Consider the following 16,754-nt stretch of genomic DNA (forward strand, 5'->3'; position numbering starts at 1 on the left):
CGAAGACTCGTGGTTGGTGGCGTGAATTATTGACACGGCGTGCTAAAGCTTTGAGTGCGGCCCTGGGTGAGTTCAGGGCAGGAACAACGTCGAAACCTCACCAACTGCGGTCACGCGGGACACTGAAGAGGGAATATTGATACCCGAAGAGATGATTTCTCAGAGTTCATTCACTCTTTCGTGCGCTCCTGTGGCCAAAACTCCTTCGATCGGATGATCTTCCAATGAGGCGATTCTCGGCGGTTGCCGTTCCCGCTGCCCCACTGCCCGCGCGCGAGGCTGACCGCAGACGCCCGTCGCAACGCCCGCTCAAGCCGTCCTCGGTGGGCCGGGACCTGCTCAGCCGGGTGAACGCGGTCGCGGTCCTGCTCGCTGTCGCCGACACCGCGGCGCTCGTCGTGGTGTGCGCGCGGCACGGTCTCGGCTGGGGCTGGAGCAGCGCGGTCCTCGCCGCGGTGCTCACGATCAGGGGAGCCTGGCGGCTCTACCGGCGACGGCTCTGGCTGTCGTGGCTGCAGGACCTGCCCCGGTCCGCGGCGAGCACCGCGCTGGCCTTCGCCCTGCTGTCCGGCATCGGCCTGGTCAGCGGCGCCGACACCGCCGACCTCTCCGCCGTGCAGTGGGCGATGATCGAGTTCGCGCTGGTCATCGAGCCGGTGCGGTGGGGCGTGTTCGCGTTCGGCCGCTGGTGCCGCCGCCGGTTCGACCGCTGCGACCGCACGATCATCGTCGGCGCGGGCGAGGTCGGCGTGAACCTCGCGCGGACGATGCTCGAGCACCCCCAGTTCGGCCTGCGGCCCGTCGCGTTCGCCGACTCGGGCCCCGACCCGGACCGGGAGCCGCCGATGCTCGACGTCGTCGACGGCGACCTCGCCGACGCGATCGTGCGGCTCAAGGCGGGCACCGTCGTGCTCGCGTTCTCGCACACCCGCGACTCACCGCTGGTGGACGCGGCGATCACCGCCCACCGCCTCGGCTGCTCGACCCTCGTCGTGCCCCGCATGTACGAGCTGCACCCCGACGGCCCCGGCATCGAACGGCTGCGCAGCTACCCGCTGATGCGCCTCGGCACCGCCCCGACCAGCAGGCCGACCTGGTGGATCAAGCGCGCGGCCGACCTGCTGCTGGCGGCGTTCGCCCTGGTCGTGCTCTCGCCGGTGATCGGGCTGTGCGCCCTCGCCGTACTGGTCGAGAGCGGCCGGCCGCTGTTCTTCCGGCAGGTCCGCGTCGGCATGGACGACCGCACGTTCACCCTCTACAAGATCCGCAGCGTCCGGCAGTCCGGCGAGGACGACTCGCAGGTCAAGTGGTCCGTCGTCGGTGACTCGCGGGTCGGCCCGGTCGGCCGGTTCCTGCGCCGCACCTCGCTCGACGAGCTGCCCCAGCTGTGGAACGTGCTGCGCGGCGACATGTGCGTCGTCGGGCCACGCCCGGAGCGTCCCGGTTTCGTTCGCGAGTTTTCCGCTATTCACGAGCTATATTGGGCGCGCCATCGCGTCCCGACCGGACTCACTGGACTTGCCCAGGTGCACGGTCTGCGAGGTGACACTTCCATCGCCGACAGGTCTCGATACGACAACTACTACATCGCGAATTGGTCGTTGTGGCTCGACCTGAGGATTCTACTGATGACAGCGGGTGAGTTGTGTTGTCGGAGAAATCGCTGATAAGTCGATTCGTCGCTGTCGCCTTCGTACTTCTTTCGAGTGCATGTGCGGTCAGCGCCGCCGAGTCGGACCCGATCCTCAACGGGCCGATCCCGAAGGCGCTCGCGCCCTGCGCGTGGTGGTACGGCATCGGCGACTCGCCCTCGTCGTGGGAGATCCGGGCCGCCGCGAAGCACTACGACGTCGTCGTGCTCAACGCGTGGGAGACGGCGGCCATGCGCAAGCTCCACGAGCTGAACCCCAAGGTCAAAGTCCTCGTGTACAAGGACTTCTCCAGCACCCGCAACTACAACGGCGCGGTGGAGGGCGATCGGGACGCCCGCTACCTGCCCACCGGCGTCGGGTACGTCGCGGCGGAGCAGAAGCAGCCGGCGTGGTTCGCGACCAGCACGCTCGGCCAGCGCATCGAGTGGGACGGCTACCCGAAGCACTGGCAGATGACGGTGTGGGACCCGGCCTACCAGAAGGCGTGGGCGGACGCGGTCGTCAGCGAGGTGCTGCGCGAGGGCTGGGACGGCGTGCTGGCGGACAACGACTTCAGCTCGCTGCGGTACTACTCGTCCGGCGTGATCGCGGGGACCGCCGACGCCGCCGGCACGGACCGGCTGCTGCGCGACGGCCTCGACGGCATGCTCCAGCTCACCGGTGACGCCCTGGAGAAGGCCGGGAAGATGCTGATCCCCAACGTCTCCGAGTCGCAGCTCACCCCCGGCCGCTGGTCGGCGCACTCCCGGTACGCGGGCGCGATGGAGGAGAACTTCGGCCTGCAGGGCGACGACGGCACCGGCGAGCTGATCACGTTCCAGGGCAACCAGTTCAAGGAGCAGCGCGCCCAGGCCGCGCTCGGCGAGTCGTGGCTGCTGCTGATCACGCACACGAAGACCGACAAGGAGGAACGCGTCGGGTACGCCTCGGCCGCGCTCCTCGCGAGCCCCCACACGTGCTGGACGAGGGCTCAGCCCGACTACAAGAACCCGTACTGGTCGCTGTACCAGGACGCGCGGCTCGGCGAGGCCGTCGAGACCGCCAACCGCCTGCCCAGCGGCGTGTGGAACCGCCGCTACACCGGCGGCTGGGTGGCCGTGAACCCGACGAAGACGTCCGTGCTGCTGACGCCTCCGCCGGGCCTCGTGACGCTCAAGGGCGAACCGGTGCCGACCAAGCTCGACCTGCCCGCAGCCGACGCGGTGGTGCTCGTCAACGGTCCGCGGCGGTGAGCTTGCGGTAGAGGTCGAGGTGCCTGCGGGCGCAGACCTCCGGGGTGAACCGCTCCCGTGCCCTCGTGGCGAGCCGGTCGCCGGTGCTCGCGGGGTCGGGGTCGGCGAACAGCGCTTCGAGCCGTGCCGCGAGTGCGGGGACGTCGCCGGGCTTCGGGCAGTCGTCCCCGGGAACGCCCAGCATGTCCGCGACACCGCCGGTGTCCGTGGCGACGACGGGCTTGCCCGCCGCCATGGCCTCCGCGACGACCAGCGGCTGCTGTTCCATCGTGGACGGGAGCACCAGCGCGTCGTGGTCCAGCAACAGGTCGGGGACGTCGCTGCGGAAACCCAGGAACTCGACCCTGTTCGTGAGGCCCCTGCGCGTGACCCTGCCCTCCGCCTGGAGCCGTTGAGGACCGTCGCCGACGACCGTCAGCGTGGCGTCCTCCGGCATCGTGGTCTCCAGCGCGTCCAGCAGGTTCAGCAAGCCTTTGCGCTCCACCAGGAGCCCCACGAAGATGAGCTTGCGGACCGGCCTGGCGGGCGGGTTCGCGGAGCCGACCTCGACGCAGTTGTCGATGTGGGTCATGCGGTGCGGGGGCACGTAGAGCCGTTCGCGCAGGAACCGGCCCATCTCCCTGGCGGGCACGACGGTCCGGTGCACCACGCGCGCGACGGCGGCGTCGGCGGCCAGCACTGCCCTCGTGTAGGCCGGGGGAGGGGTGGCGCCGCGGACGTTGCGGAACCACGGCTCGGCCACGTCGTCGGGCACGCCGTGGTAGGTGTGCACGATCTTGGTGCCCGTGGTCGCGAGGCCCGCGCTGACCAGTCCGGAGCGGCGGTCCTGGGCGTGCACGACGTCCGGGCGCCACGCCTTGATCGAGGCCCGTGCCTGCCGTGCGGCGGCCACGTCCCCCTTGCGCATCACCAGCGTCTCCTCGAAGAACGGGTCGATGAGCTCGGCGCCGCGCCTCGGTCGCGGGCCGAACACGCGCACCTCCGCGTCGCCCGACTCGGCCAGCGCGGCGGCCAGGCGCACCGTCACGTCCACCGGGCCACCGCTGTCCTGGGTGAGCAGGTAGGCGATCCGTGTCATCGTCGTCCTTCCTCGGTGACCAGCTTCGCGGTGAGCGTCAGGATCTGGTCGGTCATGCGGTCGCGGTCGAAGAGGGTCTCGGCCCTGTGCCGGCCCCGTTTTCCTTCGGTGGCCGCGAGCTCCGGGTCTGAGAGGCGCTGCGCAATCGCTTGCGCCAGGGCTTGCGTGTCGCCGGCGGGGACCACCTCGCCCGCGTCGCCGAGGCTCTGCCCGACGCCCTCGACGTCGAACGCGACGACGGAGCGTCCGCAGGCCATGGCCTCCAGCGGCACCAGTGCCATGCCTTCGGCGCGCGACGGCAGGACCACGACGTCGGCTTCGGCGTAGAAGCCGGCGACCGAGTCGCTGTGGCCGTGCCAGCGGGTGTTCGGGTGCTCCGCGGCCTGGAGTCGTTCGGCCATCGGGCCGTCGCCGACGATCAGGAGCTCGGCGTCCGGGACCTTCGCGAGCACGTCCGGCCAGGCTTCGAGCAGCAGGTCCTGGCCCTTCTGGTGGGCGAGCCTGCCGACGCACAACGCCGTGGGGGTGTCGTGCGACTTCGGCTTCGGGCTCAGGCGTTCGGTGTCGACGCCGTTGCAGACGACCACGGCTCGTGCGGTTACTTCTGCACGGCGGCCGGCTTTGAGCTCGTCGTCGCTGACGCACAGCAGCAGGGTCGTCCAGCGGGACGCCTTGGCCTCCCAGAGCCTGGAGGCTTTGCTGAGCAGGCCCGTGGCGACGCGGAACGACCACAGGTGGGGCTGGAAGATCGTCGGCGTGCGGCCGCGCAGGACGAGCCTCGCCAGACCTGCCTTGGAGCTGTGCAGGTGGACGACGTCCGGGCGGTGTGTCTTGAGGATCTTGTGGAGTGAGCGGAGTTCTCGGGCGGTGTTCGGGCCTGGCGTGCGGGTGGCGTGCCACGGGTGCAGCGGGATGCCTGCTCTGGTCGCCTCGTCCGGCAGCCAGCCGGTGGGCGGGCAGGCGATGCCGACGTCCCAGCCTCGCTCCTGCTGGGCCTTGGCCAGGGCGAGGACCACGACGGCGACCCCCGCCTCGACCGGCTGCGTCACGTGGACGATCTTCACGCGCGCTCCTTCAGTCCGATGAGGACGGTGCGGTTGAGGGGCAGGGCGATCGCGCCGTAGACGGCGAGGAGCAGCAGGCCGGTGGTGACCAGGCCTGCCACGCCGGTGCTGTCGGGCAGGACGGTGGCGAGGGCCAGGCAGACGGCTGCCGCTGCCGCGACACCGCCGATCGCTGTGAGCGGCAGGGGGAACGCGAGACCGTTGCGGCGGAGGACCAGCCACGTCACCGGGACCAGGAGCCACACCACGGTGAGCTGCGTGACGGCGACCGCCGCCGGGCCGCGTTCGGTGGTGAACACCAGGGCGGACAGTAGGGCGACGAGGTGGATCGTCTCGAGGGCGAGGTACTGGCGGGCGTGTCCGGCGGCCCTGATCACCTGGTACCAGACGTGCAGCAGGCCGAGGCCGAGGCCGTAGCCGCACAACAGGACCAGGAGCTCGGCGGCGTCGGCCCACTGCTCGCCGAGCACCACGATGCCGTGAGCGGACAGCGCGACCGTCGTGTAGAGGCCGCCGGTGATCACGAGGGTCGCGGTCGTGAACCTCTGCAGGGTGTTCGGCAGCTGAGTGCTCTGTCCATTGCGGACCAGCTCGGCGCAGATCGGGAACACCACCCCGCCCAGCACGACCGCGATCATGATGTACGGCACCCAGGCGATGCGGAACGCGAGGCTGTACCCGCCCACCGCCTCGGGTCCGAGGACGTGCCCGAGGGCGAGGTAGTCGACGTTGATCAGCAGCACGGCGATCAACGCGCCGGGCCCCACCACGGCGAGCCACTTCGCCGCTTCCGTTGCCGCTTCACGGTCCCAGCCGGGCCGGATTCGCGCTCCGGCGACGGCGGCGAGGACGGGTTGCGCGACCGCGGTGCAGAGCAGGCCGAGGACGAGCGCCTCCGGACCGGTTCCCCGCGCTGCCAGCGTGACGGTGACCGCCGCGCCGATGAGCATGCCGCCCGCGTCGGGGAGCATGCGGCGGCGGAAGTCGAGGTCGCGGTGCATCAACGCCATCTGCACCCCGCCCGCCGCCGTGAACGGCAGGGTGAGCGCCGCGAGCCGCAGCATGCTCGCCGCGTCCGGAGCCCCGAGCGCGGTGGCGATCGGACCCGCGGCCGCGACGATCGCCACCGCCAGCACGACCCCGGTCGCGACGCTCATCGTGAGCACGGTTCCCGCGGTTCTCCTCGGGTCCAGGGCGGTGCGGCTGACGATGTCGTAGACGCCCATCGCCTGGACGACCTGCCCGATGTTGACGACAGACACCACCAGCGCCACCGCGCCGAGGTCGGCCTCCGTGAGGAACAGGGCGAGCGCGAGGGTCACCACGATCTGGCTGCTCTTGCTCACCAGGTTGACCGCGAAGAGCCAGAGCGACCCCCGCACCGCCACGTCTGTCATGCGGTGCGCCGCACGTGCCGCACCGCGAACACCACGAGCGTGACCCACGCGGCCACGACCGCGATGCCGTCCAGCGTGACGCTAGCGCGCGCTCCCAGCGTGTTCCTGATGACCGTGTCCACGAAGTACAAGTGCGCGAACGGAACCACGAGCAGCAACGTGGCCACGCCGGCCCACCGCCAGTGACTGTCCTTGCGCCGTCGCCAGCACACGACGGCCAGTGCCACCATCGCCGGAACCGCGATCAGCACGTCGCCCGGCTGGTGCACGAGCGCGACCACGATGCCGAGACAGGTCAACAGATCCGCCGCCTCGCCCCCGTTCGCGGTCCGGTCGAGTTTGCGGGCCAGCAGCGCGGTGGTAGCGAGAACCCCGCACAACGCCAGCAGTTCCGCGGCGGGCGGCAACCACCCGGTGGTCCGGAAGAACACCGCGGGCAGGTCGACCCGTTGCGCCGTCAGGGAGTCGACCGCGCCGTACCCGGTGCTGCTGGCCCACTCGAGGTTCCGCGAGATGACGTCGAGAAACTCGCCGACCCCGCCCCCTCTGACGACGAGGAGCATTGCCACCGGCAGACTGGCCAGCGCCGCTAGCACCGTGCCCAGGAGTGCGACCTTCCGATCACCGCGCACGAACAGCAGCAAGGCCAGCGGAAGCCCGAACTGCGGCTTCAACCAGGCCAGCGCGAGCGCCGCGGACGCCCACCCGGGACTCTGGGTGCGCAACAGCAGTGCCCCGGCCGCACCGACCGCGATCAGCGGGTTGACCTGCCCGACGTACATCTGGGCCTTGCCGACCTGGCTCGTGACCAGCAGCGTGCTGATGACGACCGTGCCCGCTACCAGTGGCAACCGCGCCCGGCCCGCGGCCATGACCGCAAGCCCGACGAGCAGGGTGAGACAGGCCAGCGCGAACGCCACTGCACCCACCCGGTACTCGGGCAGCGCGAACGGCAGGTGCAGCACGAGGTGGTAGGGCTGGTAGAGGTTGAAGTTCTGCCGCACGGGCCAGTGCTCGAACATCACCGCCGGGTCGTACGGGTTGCCGCCGTTGAGGAACTCCCGGATGGGGAAGTACAGCGCGTCCCGGAAGTCCTGCATGCGTTCTTCGGGGAGGTTCGCCTCGGTGGGGAGTGGCACCTCCCACGACGGCTTGAGCGCACGAACCGCGCTCAGGGCGCCGGCGGCGGCCACCAGGGCCACGCCGACGGTCTTCGCCAGTCCCGCCCGGTTGGTCGTGGTGATCATTCGGGGACCACCGCCAGGACGATCGAGGTGGCGGCTACCGCGGTGACGGTGGCCAGGGCTGCCAGCGCGGCGAGGCCGACCGCGGTGAGGGCGATCGGGAGGTCGATCTGGCGCACCAGGGCGGTGACGCGGGAGATCGTCAGGCCGGAGCCGGAGCCGGAGCCGGAGACGGGTGCGGTCGGGGCGGCGGCGTTCGGAATCGATCCGGACTCACCGGCCCCCTGGGGGGATTCGGCCCCCACCTCAAGTGTCTCAGGCGGGTCTGACAGTTTCGGGATGCTCATACCGGCACCACCGCCGCCCGCAGCGACGAGGCCGGCACCGACGAGGCCGACAGCGACGAGGTCGGCACCACCGCCGCCAGCACCGACGAGGCCGGCACCGACGAGGCCGGCACCGACGAGGCCGGCACCGACGAGGCCGGCACCGACGAGGCCGGCACCGACGAGGCCGGCACCGACGAGGCCGACAGCGGCGTAGCGTGCAGCGAGGACGGCAGCAGCCGCGGTCGGCTTGAGCTGTCCGCACTCCTGGGGGAGCGGTCCCTCGCTCCTGTCGTCCCGACCAGGTCGAGCTGTGTCGTCGTGCTCATGCCTGCGCCACTGGTCACCAGCTCCGAAGAAGCAGGCAGCGGCGTCGCGTGCAGCGAGGACGGCAACAGCCGGGAACGACTCGAGTTGGCCGCAACCCTGGGGGAGCGGTTCCTCACGTCCAGCGTCCCCACGAGGTCTGACAGCGTCGTCGTGCTCACGCCAGCACCACCGCCACCAGCACCGAAGAAGCGGGCAGCACCGCCAGAGCCGTCGCCAGATCATCGCGCCGAGCCCGATCGCCGGACGCGACCGCGATCACCGCGGTCCCGTCCGCCGGCTCGGAAGCCTTGTCCGGCAACGCCCGAGCCAGCTCCTCCGCCCGCTCCACCAGCGACGGACTCACCGGCAACACCCGCACCGGCCGAGCCGCTGCCACGCACAACGACGTGAGCCGCGAAGTCAGATCCGGGTCGTCGTCGGCAGCGACGACGACGGGATGGCGGATGCCGGCGGTGGACAGGGCGGCCCCCACCACGTTGCCCCGCAAGCGACGCAACGCCACCACGGCCACACCCGCGATCACCGCCGCCACCAGCGCGAGGCCCGTGGCGAGCCGCCAGTCCGGCGACACCTGGGTGGTCTCCGGCAACGGGTCGACCAGCCGGAACTTGGCCGCGGGTGCGAGCAGGTCGGCCTCGATCACGGCCTGCGCCACCGCGGTCACGGCGGAAGCGGCGTGCGCCGAGGTGTCCGCGCGCACCGAGATGCGGGCCACACCCGAGGCCGGGACCAGTTCGACGGCAATGGCGTCGGACAGGCGGTCCGGTGTGGTGCCGGCCGCCTTCGACGCCACCTCCAGCACTGACGGGCTGCGGACCAGTTGCACCACCGCGGGCGCGGCCAGCGAGGTGACCTCGCCGAACTGGGCGCTGTCCGGTGCGGACGGGGTGGCGAGCAGGGTCAGCCTGCCCTCGGTCACGCCGTCGCGCAGCGCCACGGCCAGCAGCACGGCCCCGCCCACCAGCACGGCGGCCAGCAGGCCTTCCAGCACAGCTCTGCGAGCTTTCATCGTCCCTCCAGGACGGTACGAAGCAGTTCGTCATAGGACTTCATCAAGGTGTGCGCGTCGGCCGAGCCGTCGTGAGAAGCGGCCACCGAGCGCGCGGTGGGGGAGAAGAGCAGGCCGCGCAACGCCTTCGCGGTCTGCTCCGGGCTCCGGCGGGGGACCATGACGCCGCCACCGCCGGCCAGCACCTCGCGCACACCGTCCACATCGGACGCGACGATCGGGCGGTTCGCCGCCAGGGACTCGAGGAGCGCGATCGGCATGCCCTCCCAGTCGCTGGTGAGCACGGTGACGTCCGCCGCCTCCAGCAGGTCACGCACGTCGGTGCGGGTGCCGAGGAACCGGACCCTGCCGTCCGCCCTCTTCTCCAGGGAAGCGCGCAGGCTGCCGTCGCCCGCGAGCCACAGTTCGCAGTCGCCGGGGACCTGGGCCCACGCGGCGAGCAGCACGTCGTGCCGTTTCTGCGGTTCCAGCCGGGCCGGGCACAGGGCGACCGGCACGGTCAGGGGCGTGCCGAGCCGCGCCCGCACGGTCGCGCGGTCCGCCGAGGGAACCGTCGGGAACACGGCGTTCGGGATCACCACCGAGTCGAGCCCGGCGGCGAGCAGGCGCGTGCGGGCGGCGGAGGCGACGGTCACGACGGCCGACGACACCCGGTTCAGCACCCGGACCGTTCCGGGCACGTCCGCCTCGGCGACGCCGTGGAACACCGTCACCACCGGACGCCGCGACGCGAGGCGGGCCACCAGGGACGCGGACACGTTGTGCGCCAGCACCACGTCCGGCCGGAACCGGCTCACCGCCACCCGCACCGCCCAGGACGCGCGCACGACACCCCACGGCGAACGGCGCGCCACCGGCACGTCGAACACGGGCACCGAGGCGGCGCGCAACGACTCGGCGCGGAACCCGCCGCCGGACGCCACCGCGGACTCCCAGCCGACGTCACCGCCCGCCAGGGCCATGCCGGCCACGAGCGACTCCGCACCGCCCGCGCCCATCTCGCTGATCACGTGGAGAACGCGCATCGGGGCTCCTCAACTGAACGCCGCTCGATCGCGACGGCGATGGCGACGAGCGACCACAGGGGCAGGTAGTACTGCTCGGACAGGAAGATCGAGGCGACGAGCACGGCGATCAGCCCCGCCTGCACGGCCACGGCCTCACGCCAGTCCGTCCCGCGCCGCAACGCCCGTTCGCTCGCCACGAACCCGACCGCCACGAACGCGACGAGCAGCACGAACCCGGGCACCCCGAGCTCGGCCGCGACTTCGAGGAAGAGGTTGTGCGCCACCGGGGTCTGCTCGTCGATCTCGGCGTTGTTCCCGGCCGCCGCGTACTGCTGCCGGAACCCGCCCGGCCCGACGCCGAGCACCGGGTCGTCGGCGAGCATCCGCGAGGCCGCCTGCCAGCGCAGCATCCGCGTGTCGGCGTTCGTGCCCGCGATGTGGCTCTTCTCCTGGAACGCCCGGGAAAGCTCGGCCTGCGCGGTCGTCGCGAACGCCAGCGCCGCCACCCCCGCGACCGCCGCCGTCACGACCACCGCGCGCACCGGCAGGGCCCGGCGCACGATCAGCCACACCAGTGCACAGGCCAGCGCGATCCCGCCGCCGCGCGAGAACGTCGCCGCGGCACCGGCCACCAGCACCGCGCCCAGCACCAGCAGCACGATCCGCGACCAGCCTCTGGCGGGCAGCGCGACCAGCAACGGCAACGCCGCCACGAGGAAGAACGCCAGGTCGTTGGGATCCTCCAACGGCCCGGTGGCGCGCAACGAGCCGCCGGCCACGCTGAGCAGCCCGCCCGCCGCCGCCACGACCGCACCGGCCGCCGTCGCCGCGAGCAGCGCGCGCACCGGCACCTCCCGCGCGGCCACGTCGGCGAGCACCACCGCGATCACCAGGAACGGCACCCACCGCACCAGGTACTCCAGCGTGAACGGCTCGGCCACGTGCACCGCGGAGGTCGACAGCAGCACCACCGCGAGCAACGCGACCACGAGGTGCAGCGGATGCGGCGCGGGCAGACGCCGGTGCCGCCAAAGGGAGAACAGCCACACACCGATCAACAGTGCGGGTACGACCTTGGCCGACTGCCCGTGCACCTGCAGCAGGTACCCCTCCAGCGGCGCGAGCGCCACCGTCCCGCAGGCGAAGACGCGCAGCAGGACCGTCAGCCACATGCGACCGGATCCCGTTCGCGCAACGGGGAACCCGAGATCCGCGCGACGTGCTCGCCGGTGCCGACCACGTCGAAGTGCTTGCGCAGCAACGACAACACCCAGCCCAGCAGCGCGACCTTCTCGGCTCCGGGCACGGCCATGCCGGGGAAGAACTCCATCCCGGGCGCCTCGGCACCGGACAGCACGTCGGTCGGGTGCAGCAGCAACGACGGGGAGACCTTGCGCGCCAGGCACAACCGCAACGCCGTGCGGAAGTACCCGCGAGCCAGGCGAGGGGAGATCTGGTGCAGCTGCAGCAGATACGCGCCGTGGATCGGCACGCGCAGCAACGGCATCGTCGTCACCGGCAGCTCGACCAGCCCGTCCCGCCAGCGGTACGCGGTGTTGGGCGCGCGGACCTTGCCGAACCCGCCGAACAGGTCCTCGCCGCCGTCGGTCGAGCCGGCCGACCGGTTGTGGTAAGCGCGGGCCAGCGGCCCGATCCACGTCGGCAGCACGCTCGCGTCGTAGAGATAACCGCGCCGCTGCAGGACGTCCAGCAACGCGGGCGTGACGCTGTACCCCGGTCCGCGGAACCCGACCGGCTGCGGAGCACCGGCGGCCGTGATCGCCTCCTCGGCGCGCAGGACCTCCTTCTCGACCTCCTCGTCGGAGAACCGGTGCAGCCACGGCTGGTGCCAGAAGGAGTGGTTCGCGACCTCGTGCCCGGCCGCGACGATCGACGCGACCGCCTCGGCGCCGTCGTTCCGTTCCGCGTCCGCGCCGACCACGAAGACCGTGGTGGTCAGCCGCTGCTCACCGAGGACGTCCAGCAGACGCGGCACCGCGGACGGCAGGAAGCTCGGCCTGCTCTCCCAGCCGGGGTCGCCGTGCGTGCGCAGGTACGCCCACAGGTTGTCGAGGTCCAGCGACACACTGGCGACGGGCCTCACCGCTCACCTCTGGCGGAGACCAGGTCCTGAGCGGGCTTCTGCGCGACGGACCCGAGCACCAGCACACCGGACACCACGAGCACCACGCCCAGCACGACCCACCACTCGCGCCCGGCCGCGATCTGGTCGCCCATCAGCGCGAGCCCGGCCGCCGAGCTGATCACGACGGTGGTCGCGTCCATCGACGCCACCGCGGACGTGGCCGAAGTGCGCTGCAACGCCGAGGCGAGGCACGCCTGCCCGACGAACGCGGCGAGCACCATCACCCAGGTCAGCGGATGCAGCACCAGGTCGAGCACCGGCTTGCCGGCGACGTTGCGCGCGGCCACCGCGACCACGGCGAACGCGACGCCGGCGAGCACCGGCGTCATGGCCTTGAACGTGCGCGCCAGCGGCAGCACCGCGAGAGTCAGCAGCCCCAGCACCACCAACGCGGGCACCAGCGGGAGCTCACGGGCCGTGGACGGCGCCGCCGCCCCCGTCAGCAGCAGCAGACCGCACGCCATCACCACCAGCACCGCGATCTCGACGCGCCGGATCCGCCAGCCCAGCGCCACCACACCGATCACGGTGGCGAGGCCGACCGCGCACGACGACCCGGCCTGCACCAGGTAGAGGGGCAAATCCTCGCGGGCCAGGAACGCGAACAGGAAACCGCCCACCTGACCGGAGAACCCGAGCAGGTACAACCGGTCGGAGGCCAGGCGGGCGAGCAGCCCCACCCCGGTGCCGGGACGCTCGTCGGCCCTCCGCGCGGCGACGGTCTGCGCGACTATCCCCAGGCCGTAGAGCACAGTGGACACCGCAAGTGCCAGATGACCGGACATGAGCGCGGACACTACGACACGCTTGGGGCGCAACACTTTCGAGCGATATCCCAGACAACTCTTTCGAGTGAACGTGTGCGGGATTTCGCCGGAATCGTCAAGATCGATGAAGTACCTTGCCGCGGTGCGGGAAACGAACAGCGTGACGATCGTCTGCGGCACCAGGCCCGAACTGATCAAACTCGCGCCGCTCGTCGAACACTTCGGCAGCGCGTGCACCATGATCTACACCGGCCAGCACTACGACCGCTCGATGTACTCGCTCATCCGCCGCGATGTGCCGGACCCGGGCGCCTTCCACGAGCTGGAGCTCGGCGGGCTGCGCCGGGGCGACCAGCTCGGCCGCGCCGTCTCGGCCGTGGACGAGGTGCTGACCGCGCACCGGCCGGGTGCCGTGATCGTGCAGGGCGACACGACCTCCGCGCTCGCGGGAGCGTTGGCGGCCAACGCCTGCGACGTGCCGCTGGTGCACGTGGAGGCGGGCCTGCGCAGCTACGACCGGGCGATGCCGGAGGAGCACAACCGCGTGCTCATCGACCACCTCTCCGACCTGTGCTGCGCGCCCACGCCGCTGAACCGCGACAACCTCCTGGGCGAGGGCGTGGCGGACAGCCGCATCGCCGTCACCGGCAACACCGTCGTCGAGGCGCTGGCGCACGCGTTGCCCACCGAGGACGAGGAGGACGTGGTCCTCGGCGACCTGGGCCTCAAGCGCGACCGCTACGTCCTCGCCACGATCCACCGCCCGGAGAACGTGGACGACGCGGGCAACCTGGAGATCGTCCTGCGCGAGCTCGGCGCGTTGCCGCTGCCGGTCGTGCTGCCGCTGCACCCGCGGACCGCGCAACGCGTCACCGCGTTCGGCCTCGACAGCCTGCTGCACGGCCTGCAGGTGATCGAACCGCAGCCGTACCGCGCGTTCCTGGCCCTGGCCCACGGGTCCGCCGTGATCGTCTCGGACTCGGGCGGCATCCAGGAGGAGGTGAGCGTGCTCAAACGGCCGGTTGTGGTCGTGCGGCGCAGCACCGAACGCCCGGAGATCGAGGGCACGTTCGGCACGCTCGTTCCTCCTGGCCCGCTGGTCGGCGGCTCGGTGCTGGCGTGGCTCGACGACGTGGAGGGGCATCGCGCCGCACTGCGGGAGATCCCCTCTCCTTACGGCACCGGCTCACCGTCGGAACTCATCGCGTCCGCCGTCCGGACGATGCTGGAGCGCCTGTAGTGGGTGCTGTGGTGCCCTTCCCGCAGCCCACTGCACGGTCACCCGAGGGTGCCGACCGTGACCACCGGTCTCAGGACTGGGGCAGACGCGCCTGAGACGTGTCGGAGCCGGTCTGCGCCTTGAGCTCGCTCTTGCGGCGGGTCAGCACGAGCGGGCCGTCCTCGGTGATCGCGACGGTGTGCTCCGAGTGCGCCGTGCGCGAGCCGTCGGCCGAGCGCAACGTCCAGCCGTCCTCGTCGTAGATGATCTGGTCGGTCGTCGCGGCGAGCCACGGTTCGATCGCGATCGTCAGGCCGGGCTTGAGCTTCATGCCGTGCCGGGGCCGGCCGTTGTTCGCCACGTGCGGTGCCTCGTGCATGGTGCGGCCGATGCCGTGCCCGCCGAACTCCAGGTTGGGCGTGTAGCCGAACCTGCCGCAGACCTCGCCGATGGCCGCCGAGATGTCCCCGAGCTTGTTGCCCGCCTGCGCGACCTCGATCGCGGCCGCGAGCGCCACCTCGGTGGCGTGGACCAGGCGCTGGTCCTCCTCGCGGGGCGTGCCGACGATGACGGTCATGGCCGAGTCGGCCGCCCAGCCGTCGATCAGGACGGCGATGTCCATGGTCAGCACGTCGCCGTCCCGCAGCACGTAGCTCTTGGGCAGGCCGTGCAGCACCGCGTCGTTGACGGCGAGGCAGGTCACGTTGCGGAACGGGCCGCGCCCGAACGACGGTGAGTAGTCCCAGTAGCAGGACACCGCGCCACGCTCTTCGATCATGTGACGGGCGTGGTGCTCGAGGTCGAGCAGGTTCACGCCCACGGCGGCCTTCGTGGAGAGCTCGTCGAGCACCTCCGCGATGAACTGGCCGGTGACGTGCATGCGTTCGATCTCGGCGGGGGACTTGAGCTCGATCAACGTGTTCCTCCATCAGCGGGTGCCGGTATAACTATACCGCCTCTGCGGAGGTGCCGCCGAACGGGCCCGGCCGGTACCGTGCGGCTGAAGATCACCACCCGGCAGGGGGACGCGCGTTGCGCGCGCGAGGCGGCCTCATCAGAGTCGGTGGTCATGAAGCAGGTGCTGCAGCACAGGATCGACTCGACCTTCGCCCACTACGACGTCAACGGCAACGGCGTCATCGAACTCGCGGACATCTACGCGCTGGCCAACCGGCTGCTGCAGGCGTTCGGCGAACCGGCGTCCTCGGAACGCGGCCGGGACCTCGTGGAGGCCTACGACCGCTTCTGGGAGATGCTGGCCGACCACTGCGACACCGACCGGGACGGCAAGGTCGGCCCGGTGGAGTACCGCGACGCCATGACCGAGGCGTTCGTCGAGGGCGGCCCGATCAACATGGACTTCCTCGAGGTCGTCCAGTCCCTGCTCGACCTCATGGACACGAACGGCGACGGCCGCGTCGACGCCGGGGAGTTCCGGGTCCTGCTGACGGCGCGCGGTCTGTCCCCGGAGGACTGCGGCAGGGCGTTCACGCACCTCGACACCGACGGCGACGGCGCGATCAGCGTGCAGGAGTACGTGGAGGCCGTCCGCGACTACTACACGAACCCGGCCGAGGACACGCCCGGCAGCTGGCTGTACCCCAAGGCGCTCCAGCGCGTCTGACCGGCCCGCGGAGGCCGGGTCTCCGGCCTCCGCGTACTTCGTGTCAGAATGACAATTGGCTTGTAATAACAGATCTGTTGAGACAACACACTTGATGTCGATCTGACAATAACCTACGCTCGCCTCATGGACGACGACCCGCACCCACCTCGTGGTCGCCTGACGGCGGACGTGGTGCTGTTCACCAAACGCGAAGGCACCCTGGCGGTTCTCCTGGTGCACAGAGGAAAACCCCCGTTCCGGGGTGCCCTGGCGCTCCCGGGCGGCTTCGTGGAGCCGGGGGAGCGCGTGGCCGACGCCGCGACCCGGGAGCTGACCGAGGAGGCCGGCCTGACGGTTCCCGGTGACAGGCTCAAACGCTTCGGCTCCTACAAGACCCCGGGACGCGACCCGAGAGGTCCCATCGAGAGCGTCGCGTTCCACGGTTACCTGGCCGGAGCCCCGGCCCCGAGACGAGGGGGCGACGCCGACTCCGCGAACTGGATCTCCCTGGCCGACTTCTTCAACGTCACGACCGAGGTCGCCTTCGACCACCGGGCCATCGTCTCGGACGCGGTCGTCAACCGGTTCGGTTTTCGTTGCCGAGTGGAATCCGTTGCGGATGTCCACTTTCGCCGTCTCTGAGTGTCCATTCCGGACGCCGGCGAATACCTCGAAGAAATGTTTGACGCGAAACGTGCGCCGGGGTTAGTCTCCTCCGCGCCTCGGGCTGATGCTCC

Annotated in this window: 17 protein-coding genes; 5 read left to right on the top strand and 12 right to left on the bottom strand. The window is 71.1% G+C overall.

The window, feature by feature from the left end; all coding sequences use genetic code 11:
* The first annotated feature begins 224 nt into the window (after window positions 1-224).
* Window positions 225-1,667, top strand: coding sequence for a sugar transferase (locus tag ACWF7A_RS13370; RefSeq protein WP_452250707.1), 1,443 nt, complete (start codon window positions 225-227; stop codon window positions 1,665-1,667).
* A complete protein-coding gene (locus ACWF7A_RS13375) occupies window positions 1,649-2,884 on the top strand; it encodes a putative glycoside hydrolase family 15 protein (protein WP_452250708.1) in 1,236 nt (411 codons plus the stop codon). Before ACWF7A_RS13370 ends, ACWF7A_RS13375 begins: the two co-directional genes overlap by 19 nt.
* Here the strand turns inward: ACWF7A_RS13375 and ACWF7A_RS13380 are convergent.
* Genes ACWF7A_RS13380 through ACWF7A_RS13430 form a run of 11 tightly spaced genes read right to left on the bottom strand, consistent with a single transcriptional unit; the run spans window position 2,865 to window position 13,210 of the window.
* Complete coding sequence (locus ACWF7A_RS13380) at window positions 2,865-3,962, bottom strand: glycosyltransferase family 4 protein (protein ID WP_452250709.1); 1,098 nt, start codon at window positions 3,960-3,962, stop codon at window positions 2,865-2,867. The two genes, ACWF7A_RS13375 and ACWF7A_RS13380, sit on opposite strands and share 20 nt — an antisense overlap.
* A complete protein-coding gene (locus ACWF7A_RS13385; protein WP_452250710.1) occupies window positions 3,959-5,026 on the bottom strand; it encodes a glycosyltransferase in 1,068 nt (355 codons plus the stop codon). The genes ACWF7A_RS13380 and ACWF7A_RS13385 overlap by 4 nt, the downstream gene beginning before the upstream one ends.
* Window positions 5,023-6,423 (bottom strand): oligosaccharide flippase family protein, encoded by a 1,401-nt coding sequence (locus tag ACWF7A_RS13390; RefSeq protein ID WP_452250711.1) that lies wholly within the window; start codon window positions 6,421-6,423, stop codon window positions 5,023-5,025. The genes ACWF7A_RS13385 and ACWF7A_RS13390 overlap by 4 nt, the downstream gene beginning before the upstream one ends.
* Window positions 6,420-7,670, bottom strand: a complete 1,251-nt coding sequence (locus tag ACWF7A_RS13395) for a glycosyltransferase 87 family protein (protein ID WP_452250712.1) — start codon at window positions 7,668-7,670, stop codon at window positions 6,420-6,422. Before ACWF7A_RS13395 ends, ACWF7A_RS13390 begins: the two co-directional genes overlap by 4 nt.
* Window positions 7,667-7,912 carry a hypothetical protein gene (locus ACWF7A_RS13400; RefSeq protein WP_452250713.1) on the bottom strand — a complete coding sequence of 82 codons (246 nt, stop codon included), beginning with the start codon at window positions 7,910-7,912 and terminating at the stop codon, window positions 7,667-7,669. The genes ACWF7A_RS13395 and ACWF7A_RS13400 overlap by 4 nt, the downstream gene beginning before the upstream one ends.
* 38 nt (window positions 7,913-7,950) lie before the next feature.
* A complete protein-coding gene (locus ACWF7A_RS13405; RefSeq protein ID WP_452250714.1) occupies window positions 7,951-8,421 on the bottom strand; it encodes a hypothetical protein in 471 nt (156 codons plus the stop codon).
* Window positions 8,418-9,272: a hypothetical protein gene (locus tag ACWF7A_RS13410; protein WP_452250715.1), complete on the bottom strand. Its 855-nt coding sequence runs from the start codon at window positions 9,270-9,272 to the stop codon at window positions 8,418-8,420. Before ACWF7A_RS13410 ends, ACWF7A_RS13405 begins: the two co-directional genes overlap by 4 nt.
* A complete protein-coding gene (locus tag ACWF7A_RS13415; protein WP_452250716.1) occupies window positions 9,269-10,297 on the bottom strand; it encodes a glycosyltransferase in 1,029 nt (342 codons plus the stop codon). The genes ACWF7A_RS13410 and ACWF7A_RS13415 overlap by 4 nt, the downstream gene beginning before the upstream one ends.
* A complete protein-coding gene (locus ACWF7A_RS13420; RefSeq protein ID WP_452250717.1) occupies window positions 10,279-11,451 on the bottom strand; it encodes an O-antigen ligase family protein in 1,173 nt (390 codons plus the stop codon). The genes ACWF7A_RS13415 and ACWF7A_RS13420 overlap by 19 nt, the downstream gene beginning before the upstream one ends.
* Complete coding sequence (locus ACWF7A_RS13425; protein ID WP_452250718.1) at window positions 11,442-12,383, bottom strand: polysaccharide deacetylase family protein; 942 nt, start codon at window positions 12,381-12,383, stop codon at window positions 11,442-11,444. Before ACWF7A_RS13425 ends, ACWF7A_RS13420 begins: the two co-directional genes overlap by 10 nt.
* The gene (locus ACWF7A_RS13430; protein WP_452250719.1) at window positions 12,380-13,210 is read right to left on the bottom strand and encodes a hypothetical protein; all 831 of its coding nucleotides are present in this window, start codon (window positions 13,208-13,210) and stop codon (window positions 12,380-12,382) included. The genes ACWF7A_RS13425 and ACWF7A_RS13430 overlap by 4 nt, the downstream gene beginning before the upstream one ends.
* Window positions 13,211-13,316: 106 nt before the next feature.
* Between ACWF7A_RS13430 and wecB the strand changes: the two genes are divergently transcribed.
* Window positions 13,317-14,432, top strand: coding sequence for a non-hydrolyzing UDP-N-acetylglucosamine 2-epimerase (gene wecB / locus ACWF7A_RS13435; RefSeq protein WP_452250720.1), 1,116 nt, complete (start codon window positions 13,317-13,319; stop codon window positions 14,430-14,432).
* Window positions 14,433-14,502: 70 nt separating this feature from the next.
* Here wecB and map read toward each other — a convergent pair whose 3' ends face one another.
* Window positions 14,503-15,327, bottom strand: coding sequence for a type I methionyl aminopeptidase (gene map / locus ACWF7A_RS13440; RefSeq protein ID WP_452250721.1), 825 nt, complete (start codon window positions 15,325-15,327; stop codon window positions 14,503-14,505).
* A gap of 153 nt (window positions 15,328-15,480) precedes the next feature.
* On the opposite strand from map, the gene ACWF7A_RS13445 reads away from it, so the two are divergent.
* Complete coding sequence (locus tag ACWF7A_RS13445) at window positions 15,481-16,035, top strand: EF-hand domain-containing protein (protein WP_452250722.1); 555 nt, start codon at window positions 15,481-15,483, stop codon at window positions 16,033-16,035.
* 126 nt (window positions 16,036-16,161) lie between these two features.
* Window positions 16,162-16,659 (top strand): NUDIX domain-containing protein, encoded by a 498-nt coding sequence (locus ACWF7A_RS13450; protein WP_452250723.1) that lies wholly within the window; start codon window positions 16,162-16,164, stop codon window positions 16,657-16,659.
* The last annotated feature ends 95 nt before the right edge of the window (window positions 16,660-16,754 follow it).

The sequence above is a fragment of the Lentzea sp. NPDC055074 genome (assembly GCF_053608005.1).